The sequence below is a fragment of the uncultured Erythrobacter sp. genome, assembly GCF_947502395.1.
Classification (GTDB): Bacteria; Pseudomonadota; Alphaproteobacteria; order Sphingomonadales; family Sphingomonadaceae; genus Erythrobacter.
This window is the reverse complement of the sequence record NZ_CANMZM010000001.1, coordinates 45,359-63,015: the sequence shown is the minus strand read 5'-3', so window position 1 is coordinate 63,015 and position 17,657 is coordinate 45,359. Positions and strand designations below refer to the sequence as shown.

The following is a 17,657-nucleotide window of genomic DNA, read 5'->3' as shown; positions in this document are numbered from 1 at the left end:
TCTTAAATCTCCAGCCATGTGTGGACAGATGAAACGTCGGGAAGACGGTATTGCGCGACAGTCTCTTCGCGCGTTCCCACAAGGACCCCCGCGCCTCCAAGTTCTCTGCACGCGGCAAAGCCAGCCTCATCGGTGAGATCATCTCCAATGAAGAATGGCCGAGCGCCTTTGAAAACACTGCTCGCCATAAAGGTGTGAACTGCGCTTCCCTTGTCGCTTTTCCCTGCAACAATCTCGATAACGCACTTGCCGCTTTGTGCCTTCCAGCCGTGCTTTTGAGCAAGATTTCTTGCAAAGGCCTCAGCAGACGCACCTTGGCTCGGATTGCGCCGATAATGGAGCGCGCCGCCATGGGGCTTGTGCTCGTAATCGACATCCCTCTCGGCGGCGAAGTTGCGCAAAGCCGTTTCAATCTCCGCAGGTAGCGGGCAAGCGCCATCGCCCAACGATGCTCCATTGGCGCTTCTGATATCGGATCCGTGCGATCCTGCAATTGCCATGTTCAAGGGCCCAACATGACGCTCAATATCGTCAATCGAACGCCCACTCACCAACGCGCATCGGCCTTCTAAGCGATCAGCAAGATTTGCGCATCGACTGGCGAATTTCATAATTGGAGAAATCGCGTTGGGCCTGGGAGCAAGCTCGACCAAAGTCCCGTCAAAATCGAGAAACAGCGCTATCCCCTCGCCCGTCAGGAGAGTGGCCAACGCTGGAGGCGCGCCCAGTGCGAGAGCGGAGTGCATGGCAATAATGTGTAGTGAAAACACCCGCGCGGTCAACGGTCTTGCTGCACTGCAGCAACGCGCATTGCTATGCGCGGCTACTCTATTTCGTAACGCACAGTGATCGTAAAATTCCCACCGCCCGCAAATTCGCCGCTCGGGTTCACCCGGAAATCGGTGATATTGGTGTCGCATCCCGTTCCATCGTCGACAGGAATGTACGCAAAGCTCGTGCCTCCGTTACTTGAGAACTCGAGATCATCGGTCGTCACGCCCAGGTCAGCGGCCACATCTCCCGGACCGCCATATTGATAGGTGAGATCGGAGTTTCCACCGGGATCGCTAAAGATGACTGGCCCTCCATTGCGATCAATCAGACACATCTTCGCATCCGCAGGGCCATTGTCGAGAACGCTGACGGTGTTCTGAAACACAGAATCGCTCCCAATGTTGGTAACCGTGATCAGATACTCGACCGTGGCACCGGGGATAGCCTTGGGATTGGTAGTGCCATTGATCGGATCGGCGATAATTGAGCTGATCTTGCTCACCGTCAAATCGACATCAGGGGAACAGACAAACAGGTCATGCAAGCCGATGCCTTGCTGACCAGGGTCAGCTGGAGCGGTGGTGTGGTTGCCATAACGGAGGACGATCGTGTCAACCGCTTGCGTGAAGGTCACAACAACATTGCCCAAAGCGGCATCGGCATCAGACGTGCCATCGCCAATGATCTCATTACCGCTGATAAAGTTGACATTGCCATTGGTGAGTTGGGGGTTGACGATCGCACCGCCATCCAAGCCCTCCACCTCGAGCCTGTCCGCAAATTGGTTCACCCCGAAATCAACGTCAAAGACTGAGAATTGAATACCGGTGAAGGAACGTGGCAGGGTGATAGTAATGACAACTTCGCCCGCTTGACTGGACTGGTCTGCGACCACTGTCAGGGTATCCTCAACCGGGTTCAAGCCACCAGTGAAGAAATTAAACACTGTCGGGTTTTGCCCGCCGAACGTCGCGCTGTTCAAATAGGTACCGTCATTAGTAAGTTGAAATCGAATGTCGCCAAGCCCCGCAAAATCATAAGTGTTGTCAGTTGAACCAGCGGTCCAGCTGGGGATCGCATCCCAATCGAAAATCGAAACGCCCGCAGGACACGAGAGCAATGGTGGGATGCCTGGGGCACGCCCACTTTGAACGGTGAAGCTCGCCTGAGCGTAGTCGTCTTCTGTCGTCGCACCATTGCCGACTGTGGAGTCAAAATCCGGCTCATTTGCCGCGATAATCTCAGCAATGTTGGTCACGGTAGTGCCAGTTGCTGCCGAGATAGTCCCACTGAAATTTATGCTCGCGCTTTCGCCCGGGGCAAGATTGGGCACAGTCCAATTGCCACTCGTCTGATCGAATGACCCATCGCCGCTTGAAGAACTGAGTGTAAAGCTGCCTGGGAAGGTCTCGCGCACGATTACTCCCGTTGCAGTCTGGGTCGAAATGGCGTTGTTTGTAACTGTGAGACGCCAATTCGCGATCCCACCTTGTACTGGAGGCGAGCCGATAAGAGACTTGGACAGCGAAAGGTCTGCGCCCGGGGCAACGGTCGCCGCGTCATAGGTCAAAGTGGATAGCCCCACAAACTGTGCGCCCGGGTCTCCTGTGCCGGTATAAGTTCGCATAACCACCCGAATACGCTGAACTTGAGTAGTGTTGAAATCAAAGGCGATATCACCGTCAGTCGTGAACTGACCCGAAGGAGCTGTTCCGCGCCAGCCGTTGATAATCGCATCATTGGTGCGAGTGACTGAAGGTCCCGCAGTCCACAATGCGTTATTGTTTGCTGCGTTAGTGAAGCCACCGATCAGATCGTCATCATAAAAGACCTCAATCCCATCAATCCCGCCGCCATTGTCGACATCGCTAAGGATGAAATTGAAGTTCTCAACCGAACGACTGAGCACAATGTCATAGGTGACGAAGTCGTCTGGATCGAATGATGAATTGTCCATATTGAGCAGCAGCGGACGGGTGCCCGCGCCTATCTGACCGCTGAAATAACTCAGAAAATCATCAGCAAAAAAGGCTGGCGTGAATGTCCCACCATCCGTTGTGACGACCCTCGTGACGGTTGCTGTGGTATCGTCCGAGCCGGCAACGACTGTGCCGCTGGGGAAAGTGCCTTGACTGGGTTGGCCTGCATCACCCCAATCGATATCCTCACTTTGTGCAAGAGCAACGCTCGGCACGAGAATAAGTGCAAGCAGGAAAAGCCCCGCATACGCGCCCACAGTTCGGAGTGATTTGCCCAGTCCAGCGCACATGGTTCTGGCATAAGAAAAGTTGGTAAACAGAGTATCTACCATTTTGCAATCGTTACGAAATTTCGCACTCATCGGCCCAGACCCAAAAAGTCAAAGCTGCTGGTGTCGAACTTCAATCGAACGGCTGCGAATACGCCCTTGTCGGTGTTACGCGCTTCTGAGAAGTCACCGTCGCGGAAGCCTTCAACATTGTAGCCAACGGTAAGGAGCATGCCTTCGACCGGCGTAAAGCCAATGGTGGGGCCGTATGAGAAACTGGTGACATCATCGTCAAGGTTTGCGCGAACGGTCGCACTTGCGCCGATCTCGAACTTTTCACCGATGCCAATGCGGGCATCTGCACCAACAAAAGCGGTTGTGCCTGAGAATTCGGTGCCCTCAAACTCGTCAAAGTTGTAGCGTCCGCCAAGGAACAGACCGAACTCATTGCGACGGGTTTGGCGTGCGATGCCGTTCTCGTCCTCGTCAAAATCGCGCGGGCTCCAATTGGTAGACCAGCTCGCAACCAGACGGCGCGAAAGTGCATCGCCGTCGACGATTAGCGCGCTTGCACCCGCTCCGCCCGCCACGCCAGCGATACCACCGGTCACCTCATCACTGCGATATTCGAGTTTGCCGAGCATGGCGATTTCAGAAGCATCTGGACGGTGTGCGAAAGCGATCGCCGCGTCGAGAATTTCGACCTCAGGACCGTTTTCGTCTTCAGCGCGTGTCCAAGTAACGCCAGACCCGACAATGCTGCCCTCTCCCAACTGGCGGATCGCGCCGAATGTTGCGCCCATCCGATCGGCAAGCTCACCATCGCGATATTCACCGCGTCCCGTCACGCTCCAACGATCCTTACGCCATGCACCGCCAAAGGTGACAGCGGTGAAATCTTCAAACAGCAGACCGTTGGTCAATTGTCCGCCCGAAGCAACCGGTTGAAGCGGGTTCACAACGTCAGTGACGCTTGGCGAGCCATTCAGGGTCCGGTTACCGTCAATTGTCGCATCGAGCGAGAATTCCGGCGAAATTTGCAGCGTTTGGGCAAGACCAAAGGCAGCAAAGGTGCGATTGCCAAGCTCACCAATGGTTTCCTGACCGACAGAAGTAATCACCTGGCCACCCTGCCACGGCGTGAGTTCGATACCGCCGCGCAACGTGCGCGCATCAATGTTCTCGCCATCGGCGATCTCATAGGTTCCCACAAGGCGAACGCCGTTCGAAATCGCATAGCGTGCGCCAACACGATGACGGGCGGGCAGGTCCACGCTTTCCGCTTCTTCAAGCGCAATCGCGGTGGACGCAGAAAGTTCAAGCGAGTTGTCAAACAGGCGTTTGGTCACACCACCTTCGAGCACGGTCGAAGTGTTGGTGATGCCATCAACGAGGCGGTCGTTGAAGTGCGTAAGACCCACGCGGAAGTCAGTGTCTTGACGCGTCAGATTAAGTTGAGCTTGCGCGGCACGACGACGTGATGAGTCAACGAGACTGTCGTCCTGCCATGCGCTGCCCAGTACGCTTAAGTGGTCATTGAGGAACACACGGCCGTCCAAGCCAAAGCGACGACGGCCAAGATCGACACCGTTTTGTTGACCAATACCATAGTCTTGATCGAGCTGGCGCGCATAGGCAAGGAGGTCGACCTTGCCGGTCTGGTGCTGCACTTCGGCAAGCCAACCGGTTGCATTCTCGCCTTCGCTGCGGCTGAGTGCGACTTCGCCGCGGATCTCAGTGCTCGTGCCAAGCTCAGCGCGCAGGTCCAGCGTGCCAATATCTGTGCGAGCACCTTCGCCCTGATCGGTGATCGCATTGGCGCCGATACGGATGCGACCGTTGTCGCTGGTCCAATCAGTGCGAAGACCAGCGTTAAGCCTACCATTTCCAAGACCGTCGGTTTCGAACTCAACCACAATAAACTGCGGGTTGAAGTTCTCATCGCGGCTCAGCACAGGGCGTGCAAAAGTGATAGTGCCGCTCAGAAGGTCGATATCATAGTCAATGAACCGTGTAAGCGTTTGGCTAGAAACAATAAGTTCCGAACGGAAACGATCACGCACTTCCAGAGTTACGCGTTCGCTGTTCGCCAAAATACGGCGGCTGCCAAGTTGATATGGGCCGGTGATACCCTGTCCCTGAATTTCCTCGCGCTGTAGTCTGGTCGAGATATCAGCCGCAAAGCCGCTTGCCTTAAACTGACCGAGGCGAGCCTCGCCGCGAACTCCGGTTGCGGTGCGATTGTAGCGGGCAAGGCGCGTTTGATCGAACGATGTCTCAAAGTCACCATAGAGAGCGTAGAAAGTGGCCGTTTCAATCCTGACGTACAGATTCTCACGGCTCGCAGCATCAAAGCGGCGCGAGGACGCATCGGCAAAGACAGTATAGTACGCATTGGGGTCGAGCTGACCCAAGACACGCTGGTCCTCGCGCTGTTTGGCGCTGTCATAAGCGATCGTCGTCAAGAATTTGCCGAGGATACGTCCCTTGGCGTAGAGCGCGACGCGGGCATTATCACCAAAGTCACTGGCAAACCGACCCTCGCGTTCCATGTTCTCGGCTACGGATTTTGCGCCAGCTGTGCCTTCCGCAAGGCCAACGATAGTCCATTCGATATCGCCAGGCACGATCCAGGCTTCAAGCTGCTGCTCTCGTACAAGCTCGCCATCATTGAAGTCAAAGTCGAGACGCAGTGAACCCGAAACCATGGTCGGAGCCAGCTCGATCTTCGCGATACCGTCGGTGCCTTCGACGACCCAGCGCGCTTGACTTGGAGTAAACCCGGTGAGCTGATTGAGTTGCTGACGATCAACCTGTTCCGCGCTCTCATAGGGCGCGTTCAGGGTGAAATTGCCTGACACCCCTTCGCGCAATGGACGATTGTTGCGGTCGAGTACGCGGATCGCAACAACCGGGCGTGTGCGACCATCGGCGACAAGGCTGGACTGCTCTGGCACCAGTTCAACGCGGGTCGGCGTCGTGGTGAAGAACACCTCTCGAGTGAAGGTCTTGCTCACTCCGCCAAAGGAATTGATCACATCTGCTTCCAGTACAGTGCGCTCGCCTTCGAGTACGATACCGCGCCATGTGCTGACCGCGAAGCGACCTTGTGCAGGAGTTAAAGTTCCATCAAATGAAAGGCCGTTAACCTCTTCATTATTAACACGAAGTCTTATTGACTGACCACGGCGGTGCCGGATGGCCACACGGATCGCAGGAGAACGCGGATTTGCGGTCACACCTGGAGTGAGGAAGCCGTCTTCGCCGTCACCCAATGCGATCCAATCGGTGTTTGGCGCATAGCTTGGTTGAGCGCGTTCCGCCGCTTCGGCGGTGCTTTCGAGCACGCCTGAGCGGATCAGGTTGTCCGCAGAAACGGGCGGCGAAGCGCTGTCAATGCTGGGACGGCCTGAACCACCGGCAATCGCGTTCACCGCGCGCGCGCCAGCGCTTTCGGGACGGGTTTCGCCAAACAGCGCTTCGAGTGCCTGTTCAGCAGAAGAAAGTTGGCTCGGTGGGAATGCAATATGGAAATCTGCAACCACGAGGCTTCCGCCCTGGCCGATCACAAAGCGCGAACTTGCGCTGCCAGCATTACGGGTATCGAGGTAACAGTTAACCAATTCCGCACCCTCTGGCACAGTCATACGAGCCACCGCCACGACATGGGTGCCGGGCACAACACCTTCAAAGTGATAGCGCCCGTCAGCATCAGTGATGGCAAAGCTGCCATCTTCCATCACCATTCGCACTCCAGCGACACCTGGGCGCGGGTTGTCACGAGTACCGCGAACATCGCACGGACCAGCGGTGATGCGGCCTATGATTGTCATTCGATCCGCTATTGTGTCGCGCTCGACATCGATAGCAATGTTGGCCCGGGACTTGCGCCCAACGGAATCGGTCACGATTGCGTCATTCACGGCCTTCCCTGGATCGGCATCTGGGCGCACCGTCACTGCATAAGTGACGCGCACGCTTTCCCCCGCAGCCAGATCACCAAGATCGACGGTGAGTTGGCTACCATCTGGTGCAAATTCAATGCTATCAAGAGCTTCTTCACCGTTCACCCGCACCGTATCGGGGCGGAACCGCAGTGAGGAAGACGGAGTATCGGTTAGTACAACATTGCGTCTTGGACGTGACGGGTCGTCATTTGTGGCTGTGATTGAGTAGAAAACCACATCGCCTGGCTGAACGCGTTCGCGCGAAGCGGTCTTAACAAGACCAATGCTGACACCAGCCCGGTCCAATGGAATGTCCACCTGAACCGGCGTGGGATCATCAAGCGTAAAGCTCTGACCAAATGAAGCGTCGAGAATTCTGAAGGAACGGCCATCAGGACGCGTGAGGCGCGCAAGATTGTCCGGGCTGACAACTGAGGGCGCACTGTATGGATCTGGAGGCTCAATCACGAGCCGGTATTGGCCCAAGAATGTCAGAGGGAACCAGAATTCGCCTGGCTCCTGATTGTGGATTTGCCCAGAACCAAAAGCAATGGGCTCTCCCGAAATAACCGATGAAGGCCAAGGGGTTACACCATCTTCAGCAAACACCGTCGCGGGCTGGCCGGTTGATGCATCAACCAGCGTAACGCGCGCGCCCGATACCGGCTCACCGGTCTCGCTGTCGAAGACCACCCCAAATGGATCGGCCAGAACTTGAACGTCTGTTTCAACAATGACCGTAGAGTCGTTTGGAAGCGAGGCAGCGATCGAGATCGTCGAGCCGTCATTGATGCTCAGTCGGCAATCACCCGAAGTGGGCACTGGTGGGATCCGTGCCGTGCCCATTTGGCCCACGAAAACACCGGTATTGGGGCCCGTCTCAAAGATCGTGACTGTTTCCTCATCGCCCGTTGAGGTGGTGATTGTCACCGACAGCCGGTCTTCGGCGGTCTTGTCGACATTAGCGGCCAGTGCCGTAACTTCGAACAAGACTGTTTGCCCTGGTCTGATCGTGCTGGTTACTTCCGCTGTTCCTGCCGCAGGAGTCAGCTCGATTGTGGAGCCGGAAGCGCTGGCATCAGATGCGGGCACTTGCGTGCTTGCCACGCATAATGGTGCGCGGAAATTGAGATCAATGTCACCCTGTGGGGTCGGCCTGAACGCCCGGATCTCGGGTGGTGGTAATGTGACATCAAATTCAATGGTATTTGAGACCGTATCACCCTGACGTCCCCCAAAAAGCCAGGTGGCCTCTGCTGTGTTCGTGACCGTGCCGATGACCTCGACATCAGTATCTGTTTCTGAATTATCTTGCGCTGCAGCGCCTTCTCCGAACACGCCGAAAGGCAGCAACACTACAAGGAGTGCTGCTGCCAAGCGCTTCAGAGAAGAGCACACACGCAAAGTCTAATTCTCTTCTTTCACGATCTTAGTTGATCGTGACTTCGAAGTAGACCGAACTGGTCGTGTTGGCCGGAATGTCGGCCAAATTCCCAGAGATCAGATCGAGGCCGCCCGTACCGCCGCCGGCAGTGAAAGAGGCATCGCCGCCTTCTTCATCGGTGCCGCCGCTACAAGTCGCAACCGGGGTAGGACCCGAGCTGTCGATCGTGGCTGTTCCGTTGACGATAATCCCCGAACCTGGCGTGAATGTCACGTCGGCAGGAAGGTCATCGTTCACCGTCACCGCGGTTGCATCAGCTGCGCCTGCTGCGTTGGTCACGGCAATACAATACTCGATTGTAGCCCCTGGAATTGCTTTCGGATTGGTGGCGCCGTTGACAGGATCGCTTACAATACGGCTCGACTTCACGACCGTAACGACAGCGCCCGCGACCGAAAACTGTCCCTGATCGGAATGAGCACCGTCACCGACAGCTTCCTCAGCCGTGCCGGATTGATCGGCAAGGACTGTATCCACACCGGAAGTGTTCGCACCAGAAGTCGCGTTGATTTCAGCCCCAAGGCCAGCTGCGCCAGCTTCGTGAGCGTCAGCAACCAACACGAGATCAAAGGTATCGGAGTTGACTGCATCAGTCGTGATGTCGGCAACGACGAGAACTTCGATGGTCTCAGTGCCCGTGCCGTCATCGGCGGCCACTTCATCAAGGAAAGTTATCGCGCCTGCGTCAATTTCAGCCTGCTGAAGCGCACCGTCACCATTAAGATCGCGATAGATCGTAATGTTTTCAATGTTGGCAGCCGTACCGCCGACCAAAACGGCCGAAAGGTCAAGGTCAACGGTGTCGTTCGACAGGTTGGTCACGTCAAAAGCGAGAACCGCCTGAACTTCACCAGGCGAAACCGTTACCGGGCTTGTGCTGGTCAAGTTGACGTTGACATCGATACGGCGATCAACCGTGAAAGTGTCACTGTCAGTGACATCTTGCTGCGTGTTCGGGTCGTTTCCGACCTGGTAAGAGACCGTCACCGAGTTGGTAATCGTATCCCCCGCCGTTGTGCCGACTGCGAGAGCCGGCGAGCTGGACATGGCAACAAGCGCCAACGCGCTGACTGCCCCCAGCAATTGGGTTGAATGTCTCATTGCAAATGGTCCTTTGCGTGTGTGCCCTGCGTCAAAACTACCGCCCGCAGGAATTGGCGGCTAACGCCCCCTGTTTGAGTGAGGCGAAGCTTGTTCTCCCGTCCGATCAGCGAATGATCGCAGGATATTCGAGGCGACCGTTTTCCCCCGGCGCAATTTCAGCGAGGGTCCAGCGGACATGGGTTACATCTTGGTGGGTGGCGCTGCGGGTGCTCCCGTCTTCCAGAGTGACAGCGAGGCCAGACAAAGTGCCCCAGCTCTTTCCGCCATCGACTGAAACAACCAATTCAGCATCTGCGTCAGGCGCAAGACGAACGGGGCCAGGAAGTGGGTTCGTCACCACAAAATTCTTAACCGGCTCATCCCCGGTGTTGGCGTAATCGGTGCCGAAGATCAGGCGATCGCCCGGGACAATTGTGCTGGGCTCGACAAGTTCAACGGATTGATTTCCCTCGGCATCGAACGAAGTCACCACCGCTTTGACATCGCCTGAAAGCGAAACCGGGCTTGCTTCTTGCGCGAGCGCAGGGCCAGCCATCGATGCCGTTGCAACGAAAAGCGCTGTGGCGAGAGCTTTTTGGAAAATGTTCATTGTTCAGCCCCTTCAAGCTATTGTTTTGGTTCAGTCGATCGTCACATCGAAGGTGACTTCGAATGTGTCGCCGCCGTTGACCGTGCCAATATCGACAGAAATTCCAGCTGCATCGGAGGCTTCGCCGGCATCGTCACCGGACGCGTCAGTGAGCGTCGCGCCGTCGAACATAAGGCTGCCATCGACGTAAGTTGTGTCGTCTGGAATGCCGTCGGTAATGACGAGATTGTCTAGCGAGCCATCGCCAATGACTTCGGCGGTCAGGGTGAAAGTTGCGACCGTACCGGGAACGGCGCTCGTCCCTCCGAATGGATCAACCAAGCTCACCGCTTTAGTGAGATCGACCGTGGTTATGCCGATCAGGAGAGAACCAGTTGCTGTCCCATCAGCGCCAGTCGCACCGACGATCGCGTCGCCGCCATCGACACCTGCTCCCGCGAAGCTGGTACCCGGTGCTCCCGTGCCTGTTACGGCCTCGGCAAGCAATTCGATATCACTGGTATCGTCATCAGCGACACCACCTGGTACGGCGACAATCACAAACACTGTCAGCGCTTCATCAGCTGCAAGTTCTGCAGTTGTCTCTGGCCCGGTCAAAATCTCATCGACGCCATCGTCGTAGACACCATTGCCATTGGTATCGACGGCTATGGCAGTGATGGTCGTATCAAAGTCATTGCCGGCGACAGCCGGGTTGGCGGTCAACGTAAAAGCCTCAGGCCCGTTGCCTTGATTAGTCACCTCGTAAGTGAGTACCGCTTCACCTGGCGCTGCTGCGACTGGACCACTGTCCTGCGAGGTCACAGTCACATCGAGCATCTCGTCGACCCGGACAGTGACGGTGTTTGAATCCACCGTCTTGGATCCTTCACCATCTTCGAAGGTGGCGCTGGCCGTGTTTTCGATAAGCGTACCCGCATCAACGCCCTCAGCCAGAGCCGGGGCGGAAAGGGTAAATGTCGCCAAAACAGTTGTGGCGAAAAGCGAGCTGATGAGTTTCTGCGTATCCATACCTATGGGCACGTACGCAGTAATGGTTAGCATCTCGTTAGCGCGAAATGTAAAACCTAGCAAAACACAAGGGTTTCCGCGGGTTCACGCGCTTGAAAGTTAGGGTTAACGCGGGATTCAAACTAACAGACAAATGTCGGTTTGGATTTCAGGTTTCTACGAAGTTTCCAAAAGCGCCAACAAAGCAAAGCTCGCGAGCCAATGCTCACCCATATAATCACCCGCCACATGCGGGATCGCCGCATCAAGATGCGCCTCGGCCCGCGAATTCAATAGGGCAGTAAGGGTCGAGTTTTCAAGCGAGCGCCCTATGCGTAGCAGGCACCATGCCCGGCTGAGGTTGAGCCCGTCGAGATGGGCAATTTTGCCATCGCTCCGGTCAGACACAGTGACCGGGTGGCACTCGCGCTCCAGCCACCCATTGGTGAGCACAAGCCCTTCAAACCATGGAGTAAAGTCTTGTGATGTCATGACGTCACTCATCAGGAGAGACGCAGTCAATACAGGCGACAGGAACTCGTCTCCGCCCGGTTCCCATCCGGCATAGTCGCTCTTGGAGGCAAAGGCGTTGAGAGACCATGCATCAATCTGTGCGAGCAAGGCTGGGTCGCGCGCCTTGGCCCACTCGCGTGCGAGCAACAGAGCAAAAGCCGTGTTGAAGTGGGTCCCAACAGTAATCGGATATGTGAGCAGCGGCAGAAACTCAGCAAACCTCTTCGAGATGGCGCATGCCAAGGGTGCGAGCCTCGCGCCCCAGGCTTGGTCCTCATGCCTCTCCGCCTCGTGGTGAAGGTAGAGCAACCAGCCCCAACCATAGGGCCGCTCAAACCCGCGTGCGGTTGGACGATCGAAATAGGCAAGCTCAACCGCGAGGTTCTCTTCGCTTAGTGTGGTCTCGGCCAATGCAGAGATGGCTTCAAATTCAGGTATTTTGTAAAAAGTCCGCCTTAAAGTCAGCAAAAGCCACCAAGAATGTACGCAAGAATGCCAATCATAACTTCCGAAAAAGGCCGGATGCAGCTCGCGCGGGGTCCTCGCATCGGAATCCTCCACCATCACATGCATCGGCTGATTGGGATATTCCTGCGCCACATGCCCGAGCGCAATCTTCGCAAACTTTCGAGCGATTGCCTCGTTAAGGCGGTGACTTAGCTCCATAACAAGAAGGCCCCCACGTAGATGATCACGACATTGCAGACCCAGAGCGGCACCGCCGTTCCCACTTGCTGACGGATCACCGCGTTCTGGTCTTTGAGCTCCAGAAGCGCGGCCGGGACGATATTAAAGTTCGCCGCCATGGGCGTGAGCAAGGTGCCGCAGAAACCGGCAAGCATTCCCACAGCCCCAATCACCGCCGGATCGCCGCCATAAGTCTCAACAAGGAGTGGAATGCCGATAGCTGCCGCCATTACAGGGAATGCGGCAAAGGCATTGCCCATGATCATTGTAAAGAGCGCCATGCCAAGGGCAAAGACCACGACGGTGAGGAATACACTTCCCTCCGGGATCGCGCTGCCAACGGCTCCGCCGATGATTTCACCCACTCCTGCAAGTGCAAAGACAGCGCCGAGTGCTGCGAGCATTTGTGGCAGGATCGCTGCCCATCCAATTGAATCAATCAGCTTTCGCCCTTCTTCAATCGGCGCTAGCGCAGGCGGTCTCAACCACGCCATTGCCGCCGCGAGAGCAATGATCACACCGATCCCAAAAAGGATCAGCGTTTCGCGTCTTGCTTCAAACAACTCGGTCTCGATGAGTGGTGTATAGTTGTAGAGCACCGTCCCCGCCACAGCAGTGACCGGAACAATGAGCGCGGGCGCGAAGAGTTTATTGCCTAGGCTCTCGGAGAATGCCTTACGCTCTTCAAGCGAAGTGGTTTCTGGATTGCTGCGGGTCAACAGCCTCGTTCCGGCGATTGCGACGAGCGCAAGAACGAGCACTCCATTGGCGAGATCACTAAGGTGGCTCCCAAAATAGAAACTCACCGCCAAGAGACCCCAAAAAGCAGCATTTCCAATGCGTTTGTCGCGTAAGCTTAGAAGTGACCAGAAAGCAAAAAAGGTGCCCGCAAGCCAGTAAAGCCAATCATAAGTGATCATGATCTTGCCCTCCCCAGCCTTCGGTCGAGCGATCGAATCCGCCAACTATGAATGATGAAAGCACAGATCGCAGTAGGTATCGCCCAGACTGAAAGCTCAAGCGGGGCAAGCGGATATCCATTGCTTTCAAAAACACCTTGAATCAGTAAGATAGAAGCGATTGCAAAGAATATATCTTCACCAAAGAAGAGACCGACATTGTCGGTAGCCGCTGACATGGCGAGTACCTTTTCGCGGCTCTCTTCGGTCAATTCGCCATGCGATTTTTCCGCTGCCGCCTCGGCCATCGGTGCGACTAGGGGGCGCACCGCTTGCGGGTGCCCACCAATATCCTTCATGCCGAGCGCGGCTGTGATCTGACGAAAACCGAGATAGATCATGAGGAGCTTCCCCATGGTCGCACCGCGCACGGTTTCGATCAGCGAGCGCGCACGCTGTTGCAAACCGTATCGTTCAAGCAGACCTATGACCGGTAAAATAATCCAAGTTACAGAGATATAACGGTTGTCATTAAAAGCCTTTCCCAAGGCTTCAATGACCGCAACCAGATCAAGCCCTGCCAAAAGTCCAGTCGCGATCGCTGCGCCGACCACCACAAGCAGCGGGTTGAACTTAAGCGCGAAGCCAATGATGACGAGCGCGATCCCCAAAAGGGGCCAATAGTTCATGGTTTACGTCCCTTTCCCAAATCCGCCTCCTCCGGGTGTGAGTATTACGAATGTGTCGCCGATGCCCATTTCGGCGCTGTCTGTTGCTGTGAGCTCTTCATGGGAACCATCGACACGCTCAACCCAATTACGACCTGGTTGCGCGGCCCCTCCTCCAGCAAGCCCCTGTGGTGGCACTGCGCGGCGATTGGCAAGCATATTGGCGCGCATTTCCTCAAGGAAGGTCACACGCCGCACGGTCCCCTCGCCACCACTGTGAGCGCCCTTCCCGCCGGATCCTCGCCTGATTGAGAATTCATCAAGGCGCACCGGCAAGCGTGCCTCAAGGATCTCCGGATCGGTAAGGCGCGAGTTGGTCATATGGGTTTGTACAGCGGACGTACCGTCATGGTCCGGCCCGGCCCCAGAGCCTCCACAGATCGTTTCGTAATACTGATGCCGCGCATTGCCGAAGGTGAAGTTGTTCATGGTCCCTTGCGAGGGTGCAAGCCGTCCGGTGGCCGCGAACAGCGTATCGGTGACCGCCTGGCTCGTCTCCACATTGCCGGCGACCACGGCTGCGCCCGGCTTAGGATTGAGCATGGAACCGTCAGGCACAATCAGCTCAACCGGCTTTAAACAGCCATCATTCATCGGGATCGCATCATCGATCAGCGTGCGCAGGACATAGAGCGCCGCTGCGCGCGTGATTGACCGTGGCGCGTTGAAATTATCGGGCAATTGCTCAGACGTGCCAGTAAAGTCGAATACGGCCGAGCGTGCCTCACGATTGATGCGGATTGCCACTCTGATCTGTGACCCGTTGTCGAGCTTGGTCGTGAAAGCCCCGTCCTCTAGCCGGTCAAGCAAACGCCGTACGCTTTCCTCTGCGTTGGCGATGACATGACCCATGTAGGCCTTCACCACCTCGCTTCCGTGATCTCTCGCCGCAACGCTCAGCAATTCAGCGCCTCTGGTGCAGGCCGCCAGCTTGGCGCGCAGGTCAGAGATATTGCGATCTGGGTTGCGCGCTGGATATCGCGCCGAAACGAGAACTGCGCGCACCGCATCTTCTTGAAAAAGCCCTTCGTCGACCATGAGGAGGTTATCGATCATGACTCCCTCCTCTTCGATATTGCAGCTCTCGGGCGGCATAGAACCGGGTGCGATCCCGCCAATATCGGCATGGTGTCCGCGAGCAGCTACGAAGGCATCAGGAGCCTCGCTCGAACTGCTGTAGAATACCGGCACGATTACGGTGATATCAGGCAGATGAGTTCCGCCGCGATAGGGATCGTTGAGGACATAGGCATCGCCACGACAAAACCCGCGACCGTCGCGTTTGTCACCGCGTGCCTCGATAACACGGGCAATTGAATCCCCCATGCTGCCTAGGTGCACTGGAATATGTGGCGCATTGGCAATGAGCGCGCCTCGCGCGTCGAACAGCGCGCATGAAAAATCCAACCGCTCTTTGATGTTTACCGAGGTTGCGGTTGACTGAAGAACAACGCCCATCTCCTCCGCAATCGCCATGAAGTGGTTGTTGAATATCTCGAGCCGGACAGGATCGACCTTTGTGCCGTCAGCATGCGCGCGGTCGAGGGGGACTGCGCGGGTAAGCACAAGGCTCTTGTCCTCGGCCAACGCTGCCTGCCAGCCGGATTCAACCACGGTGGTAGAACCAGGGTCGATGATAAGTGCGGGGCCGTTGATGGTTTGATCCATCGCCATCGCAGTACGCTCGACGGTTTTCCAGTCGCCTGACGGTTCGCCCAAGGCGGCGACCGGTTCTACGTCCACACTGCCGAGCCCGCCTGAGATACCGCTGCCTTCAACGCTCAAAGCTTCGACGATGATTTGTGCATCATCATCCGAATAGCCGAACCGTTGGCGATGCAAGGTTCGGAAACTTGCATCCATCTGAGCCACTTCACCACAATCGACCGTGAGCATGGAGTCGCTCCCGTCAAATCGCAGCCGTGCGCGGCGATCGATCTCAATTGCGCTTTCCCCTATGTCTTGCTCTTGAAGGGCGCGGCACACTTGACTTCCCAGCTTGGCAAGTTCGCCTTCGAAGCTCTCTCCCAGCGGCCGCACTAGGCTTACTTCGCGGATGGCCTTTACCGGTGCCAAACCAATGCCGAACGCTGAGAGGATGCCTGCAAGTGGATGAACCAGCACGGTCTCCATGCCCAGCTCATCAGCAACCTTGCAGGCGTGTTGACCCCCTGCCCCGCCAAAACAGGCGAGCGCATAGCTGGTGACGTCATGACCTCGCGCGACCGAAATTTTACGGATGGCATTGGCCATATTGTCGACGGCAATGGCGAGGAAGCCTTCTGCGATCTCTTGCAAGCTTTTGGGCTCGGACAAGGTCTTGGCGACTGATTCCAAGGCAGCGCGCGCGGCTTCTGGATCCAGCGGCTCATCGCTATCCGGACCAAAAACGCTTGGAAAGAAAGCTGGGTCAATCCGGCCAAGGAATAGATTGCAGTCGGTGACCGTTAATGGTCCACCCTTGCGATAGCACGCAGGGCCGGGATCGGCACCGGCGCTGTGTGGCCCTACGCGGAAACGCGCGCCATCAAATTCGCAGATTGAACCTCCGCCTGCGGCCACCGTGTGTATCTGCATCATGGGTGCCGCCACTCGAACTCCGGCGACGACACTGTCTCCGGTCAGCTCATACTCACCCGCATAATGGGCCACATCGGTGCTCGTGCCGCCCATGTCGAACCCGATGAGCTTGCTGTGTCCCAGAGGCTCACATGCGGCGACCATGCCGACCACCCCGCCGGCTGGTCCGGAGAGGATCGCATCCTTGCCTCCAAATGCCCCCACCTCGGCGAGACCACCATTAGACTGCATAAACCGCAAGGCCTGCGCATCCGGCAGTTCGGCCTGGAGCGTGTCTGTATAGCGCCTGAGAACAGGAGACAGATAGGCATCCACCACAGTCGTATCGCCGCGAGGGACCAGCTTGATAAGAGGAGCGACCTCGTGAGAGGTGCTGATCTGCGCGAAGCCAACTTCATGCGCGATGGTGGCAAGCCGGGCCTCATGATCGCGATGCTTCCAACCATGCATGAGTACAATGGCAATCGCGTCAAATCCGTCATCGCGCAGCGCCTGAAAGCCCGCGCGCGCCGCCCGTTCATCAAGCGGAGTAAGGACATCGCCATCCACTCCAACTCTCTCGGTGATCTCCACCACCCGCTCGGACAGTTGTTCAGGCAAAACGATATGTCGCGCAAAGATATGAGGTCGCGCCTGTGTGCCAATCCTCAGCGCATCGCCAAAGCCTTGGGTAATCGCAAGCGCAAGCCGTTCGCCTTTGCGCTCAAGCAGAGCATTGGTTGCGACCGTGGTCCCGATTCTGAGCTCGGCGATCGGTCCCGTGCCATGCTTGGCCAGCAAGCGGCGGACCGCTTCACTAGCGGCGTCTTCATAATGACCGGAACTTTCGGAGAGCAGCTTGTCAGTCACAAGAGCACCATCAGGTGTCAATGCGACGACGTCGGTAAAGGTCCCTCCCCGATCAATCGCAAAGCGCCAGGCTGTCATTTGGGGGCAAGTCCTTCAGTCGGTTGCGCGTGAAGTGCTTCCTATGCAACCGCCACCACGAAGGTCAAACCCTCAGCGAGTCCATGTCCGCAACTGCGGGCTCCCCAAGGCTCACAAATGTGCCTTCGCGGAGAGACTAAGGAACGATGGCCTTTGTTAGGTCCTGCGAGCCTCTCTTCTGAGGCAAAGCGCCCACCATGATCCGTGTGCGGCCACGAAGAGCTTTG

General features: G+C 56.6%; 10 protein-coding genes. All 10 read right to left on the bottom strand.

The window, feature by feature from the left end; all coding sequences use genetic code 11:
• Nucleotides 1–2: 2 nt before the first annotated feature.
• The gene (otsB, locus tag Q0778_RS00295) at nt 3–746 is read right to left on the bottom strand and encodes a trehalose-phosphatase (protein ID WP_298333202.1); all 744 of its coding nucleotides are present in this window, start codon (nt 744–746) and stop codon (nt 3–5) included.
• A 77-nt stretch (nt 747–823) separates the two neighbouring features.
• Entirely contained in the window at nt 824–3,115 is a 2,292-nt protein-coding gene (locus tag Q0778_RS00290) for a DUF11 domain-containing protein (protein WP_298333199.1), read from the bottom strand.
• Entirely contained in the window at nt 3,112–8,346 is a 5,235-nt protein-coding gene (locus tag Q0778_RS00285) for an isopeptide-forming domain-containing fimbrial protein (protein WP_298333197.1), read from the bottom strand. The genes Q0778_RS00290 and Q0778_RS00285 overlap by 4 nt, the downstream gene beginning before the upstream one ends.
• Nucleotides 8,347–8,398: 52 nt before the next feature.
• Nucleotides 8,399–9,514 (bottom strand): hypothetical protein, encoded by a 1,116-nt coding sequence (locus Q0778_RS00280; protein WP_298302733.1) that lies wholly within the window; start codon nt 9,512–9,514, stop codon nt 8,399–8,401.
• Nucleotides 9,515–9,620: 106 nt separating this feature from the next.
• On the bottom strand, nt 9,621–10,106 hold the full coding sequence (locus Q0778_RS00275; RefSeq protein ID WP_298333195.1) for a hypothetical protein: 486 nt from the start codon (nt 10,104–10,106) through the stop codon (nt 9,621–9,623).
• A 30-nt stretch (nt 10,107–10,136) separates the two neighbouring features.
• A complete protein-coding gene (locus Q0778_RS00270; protein WP_298333193.1) occupies nt 10,137–11,129 on the bottom strand; it encodes a hypothetical protein in 993 nt (330 codons plus the stop codon).
• A 144-nt stretch (nt 11,130–11,273) separates the two neighbouring features.
• The gene (locus tag Q0778_RS00265) at nt 11,274–12,275 is read right to left on the bottom strand and encodes a DUF2891 domain-containing protein (protein WP_298333191.1); all 1,002 of its coding nucleotides are present in this window, start codon (nt 12,273–12,275) and stop codon (nt 11,274–11,276) included.
• Nucleotides 12,266–13,216, bottom strand: coding sequence for a DUF979 domain-containing protein (locus Q0778_RS00260; protein ID WP_298333189.1), 951 nt, complete (start codon nt 13,214–13,216; stop codon nt 12,266–12,268). The genes Q0778_RS00265 and Q0778_RS00260 overlap by 10 nt, the downstream gene beginning before the upstream one ends.
• Nucleotides 13,213–13,884: a DUF969 domain-containing protein gene (locus Q0778_RS00255; protein ID WP_298333187.1), complete on the bottom strand. Its 672-nt coding sequence runs from the start codon at nt 13,882–13,884 to the stop codon at nt 13,213–13,215. Before Q0778_RS00255 ends, Q0778_RS00260 begins: the two co-directional genes overlap by 4 nt.
• Nucleotides 13,885–13,887: 3 nt before the next feature.
• The gene (locus Q0778_RS00250; RefSeq protein ID WP_298333185.1) at nt 13,888–17,430 is read right to left on the bottom strand and encodes a hydantoinase B/oxoprolinase family protein; all 3,543 of its coding nucleotides are present in this window, start codon (nt 17,428–17,430) and stop codon (nt 13,888–13,890) included.
• Nucleotides 17,431–17,657 lie beyond the last annotated feature (227 nt).

Bases quoted from the DNA above. Each gene is read 5' to 3' on its own strand.
- Q0778_RS00290 (WP_298333199.1), bottom strand. From the start codon at position 3,115: ATGAGTGCGAAATTTCGTAACGATTGCAAAATGGTAGATACTCTGTTT.
- otsB (WP_298333202.1), bottom strand. From the start codon at position 746: ATGCACTCCGCTCTCGCACTGGGCGCGCCTCCAGCGTTGGCCACTCTC.
- Q0778_RS00260 (WP_298333189.1), bottom strand. From the start codon at position 13,216: ATGATCACTTATGATTGGCTTTACTGGCTTGCGGGCACCTTTTTTGCT.
- Q0778_RS00275 (WP_298333195.1), bottom strand. From the start codon at position 10,106: ATGAACATTTTCCAAAAAGCTCTCGCCACAGCGCTTTTCGTTGCAACG.
- Q0778_RS00250 (WP_298333185.1), bottom strand. From the start codon at position 17,430: ATGACAGCCTGGCGCTTTGCGATTGATCGGGGAGGGACCTTTACCGAC.
- Q0778_RS00265 (WP_298333191.1), bottom strand. From the start codon at position 12,275: ATGGAGCTAAGTCACCGCCTTAACGAGGCAATCGCTCGAAAGTTTGCG.
- Q0778_RS00280 (WP_298302733.1), bottom strand. From the start codon at position 9,514: ATGAGACATTCAACCCAATTGCTGGGGGCAGTCAGCGCGTTGGCGCTT.
- Q0778_RS00255 (WP_298333187.1), bottom strand. From the start codon at position 13,884: ATGAACTATTGGCCCCTTTTGGGGATCGCGCTCGTCATCATTGGCTTC.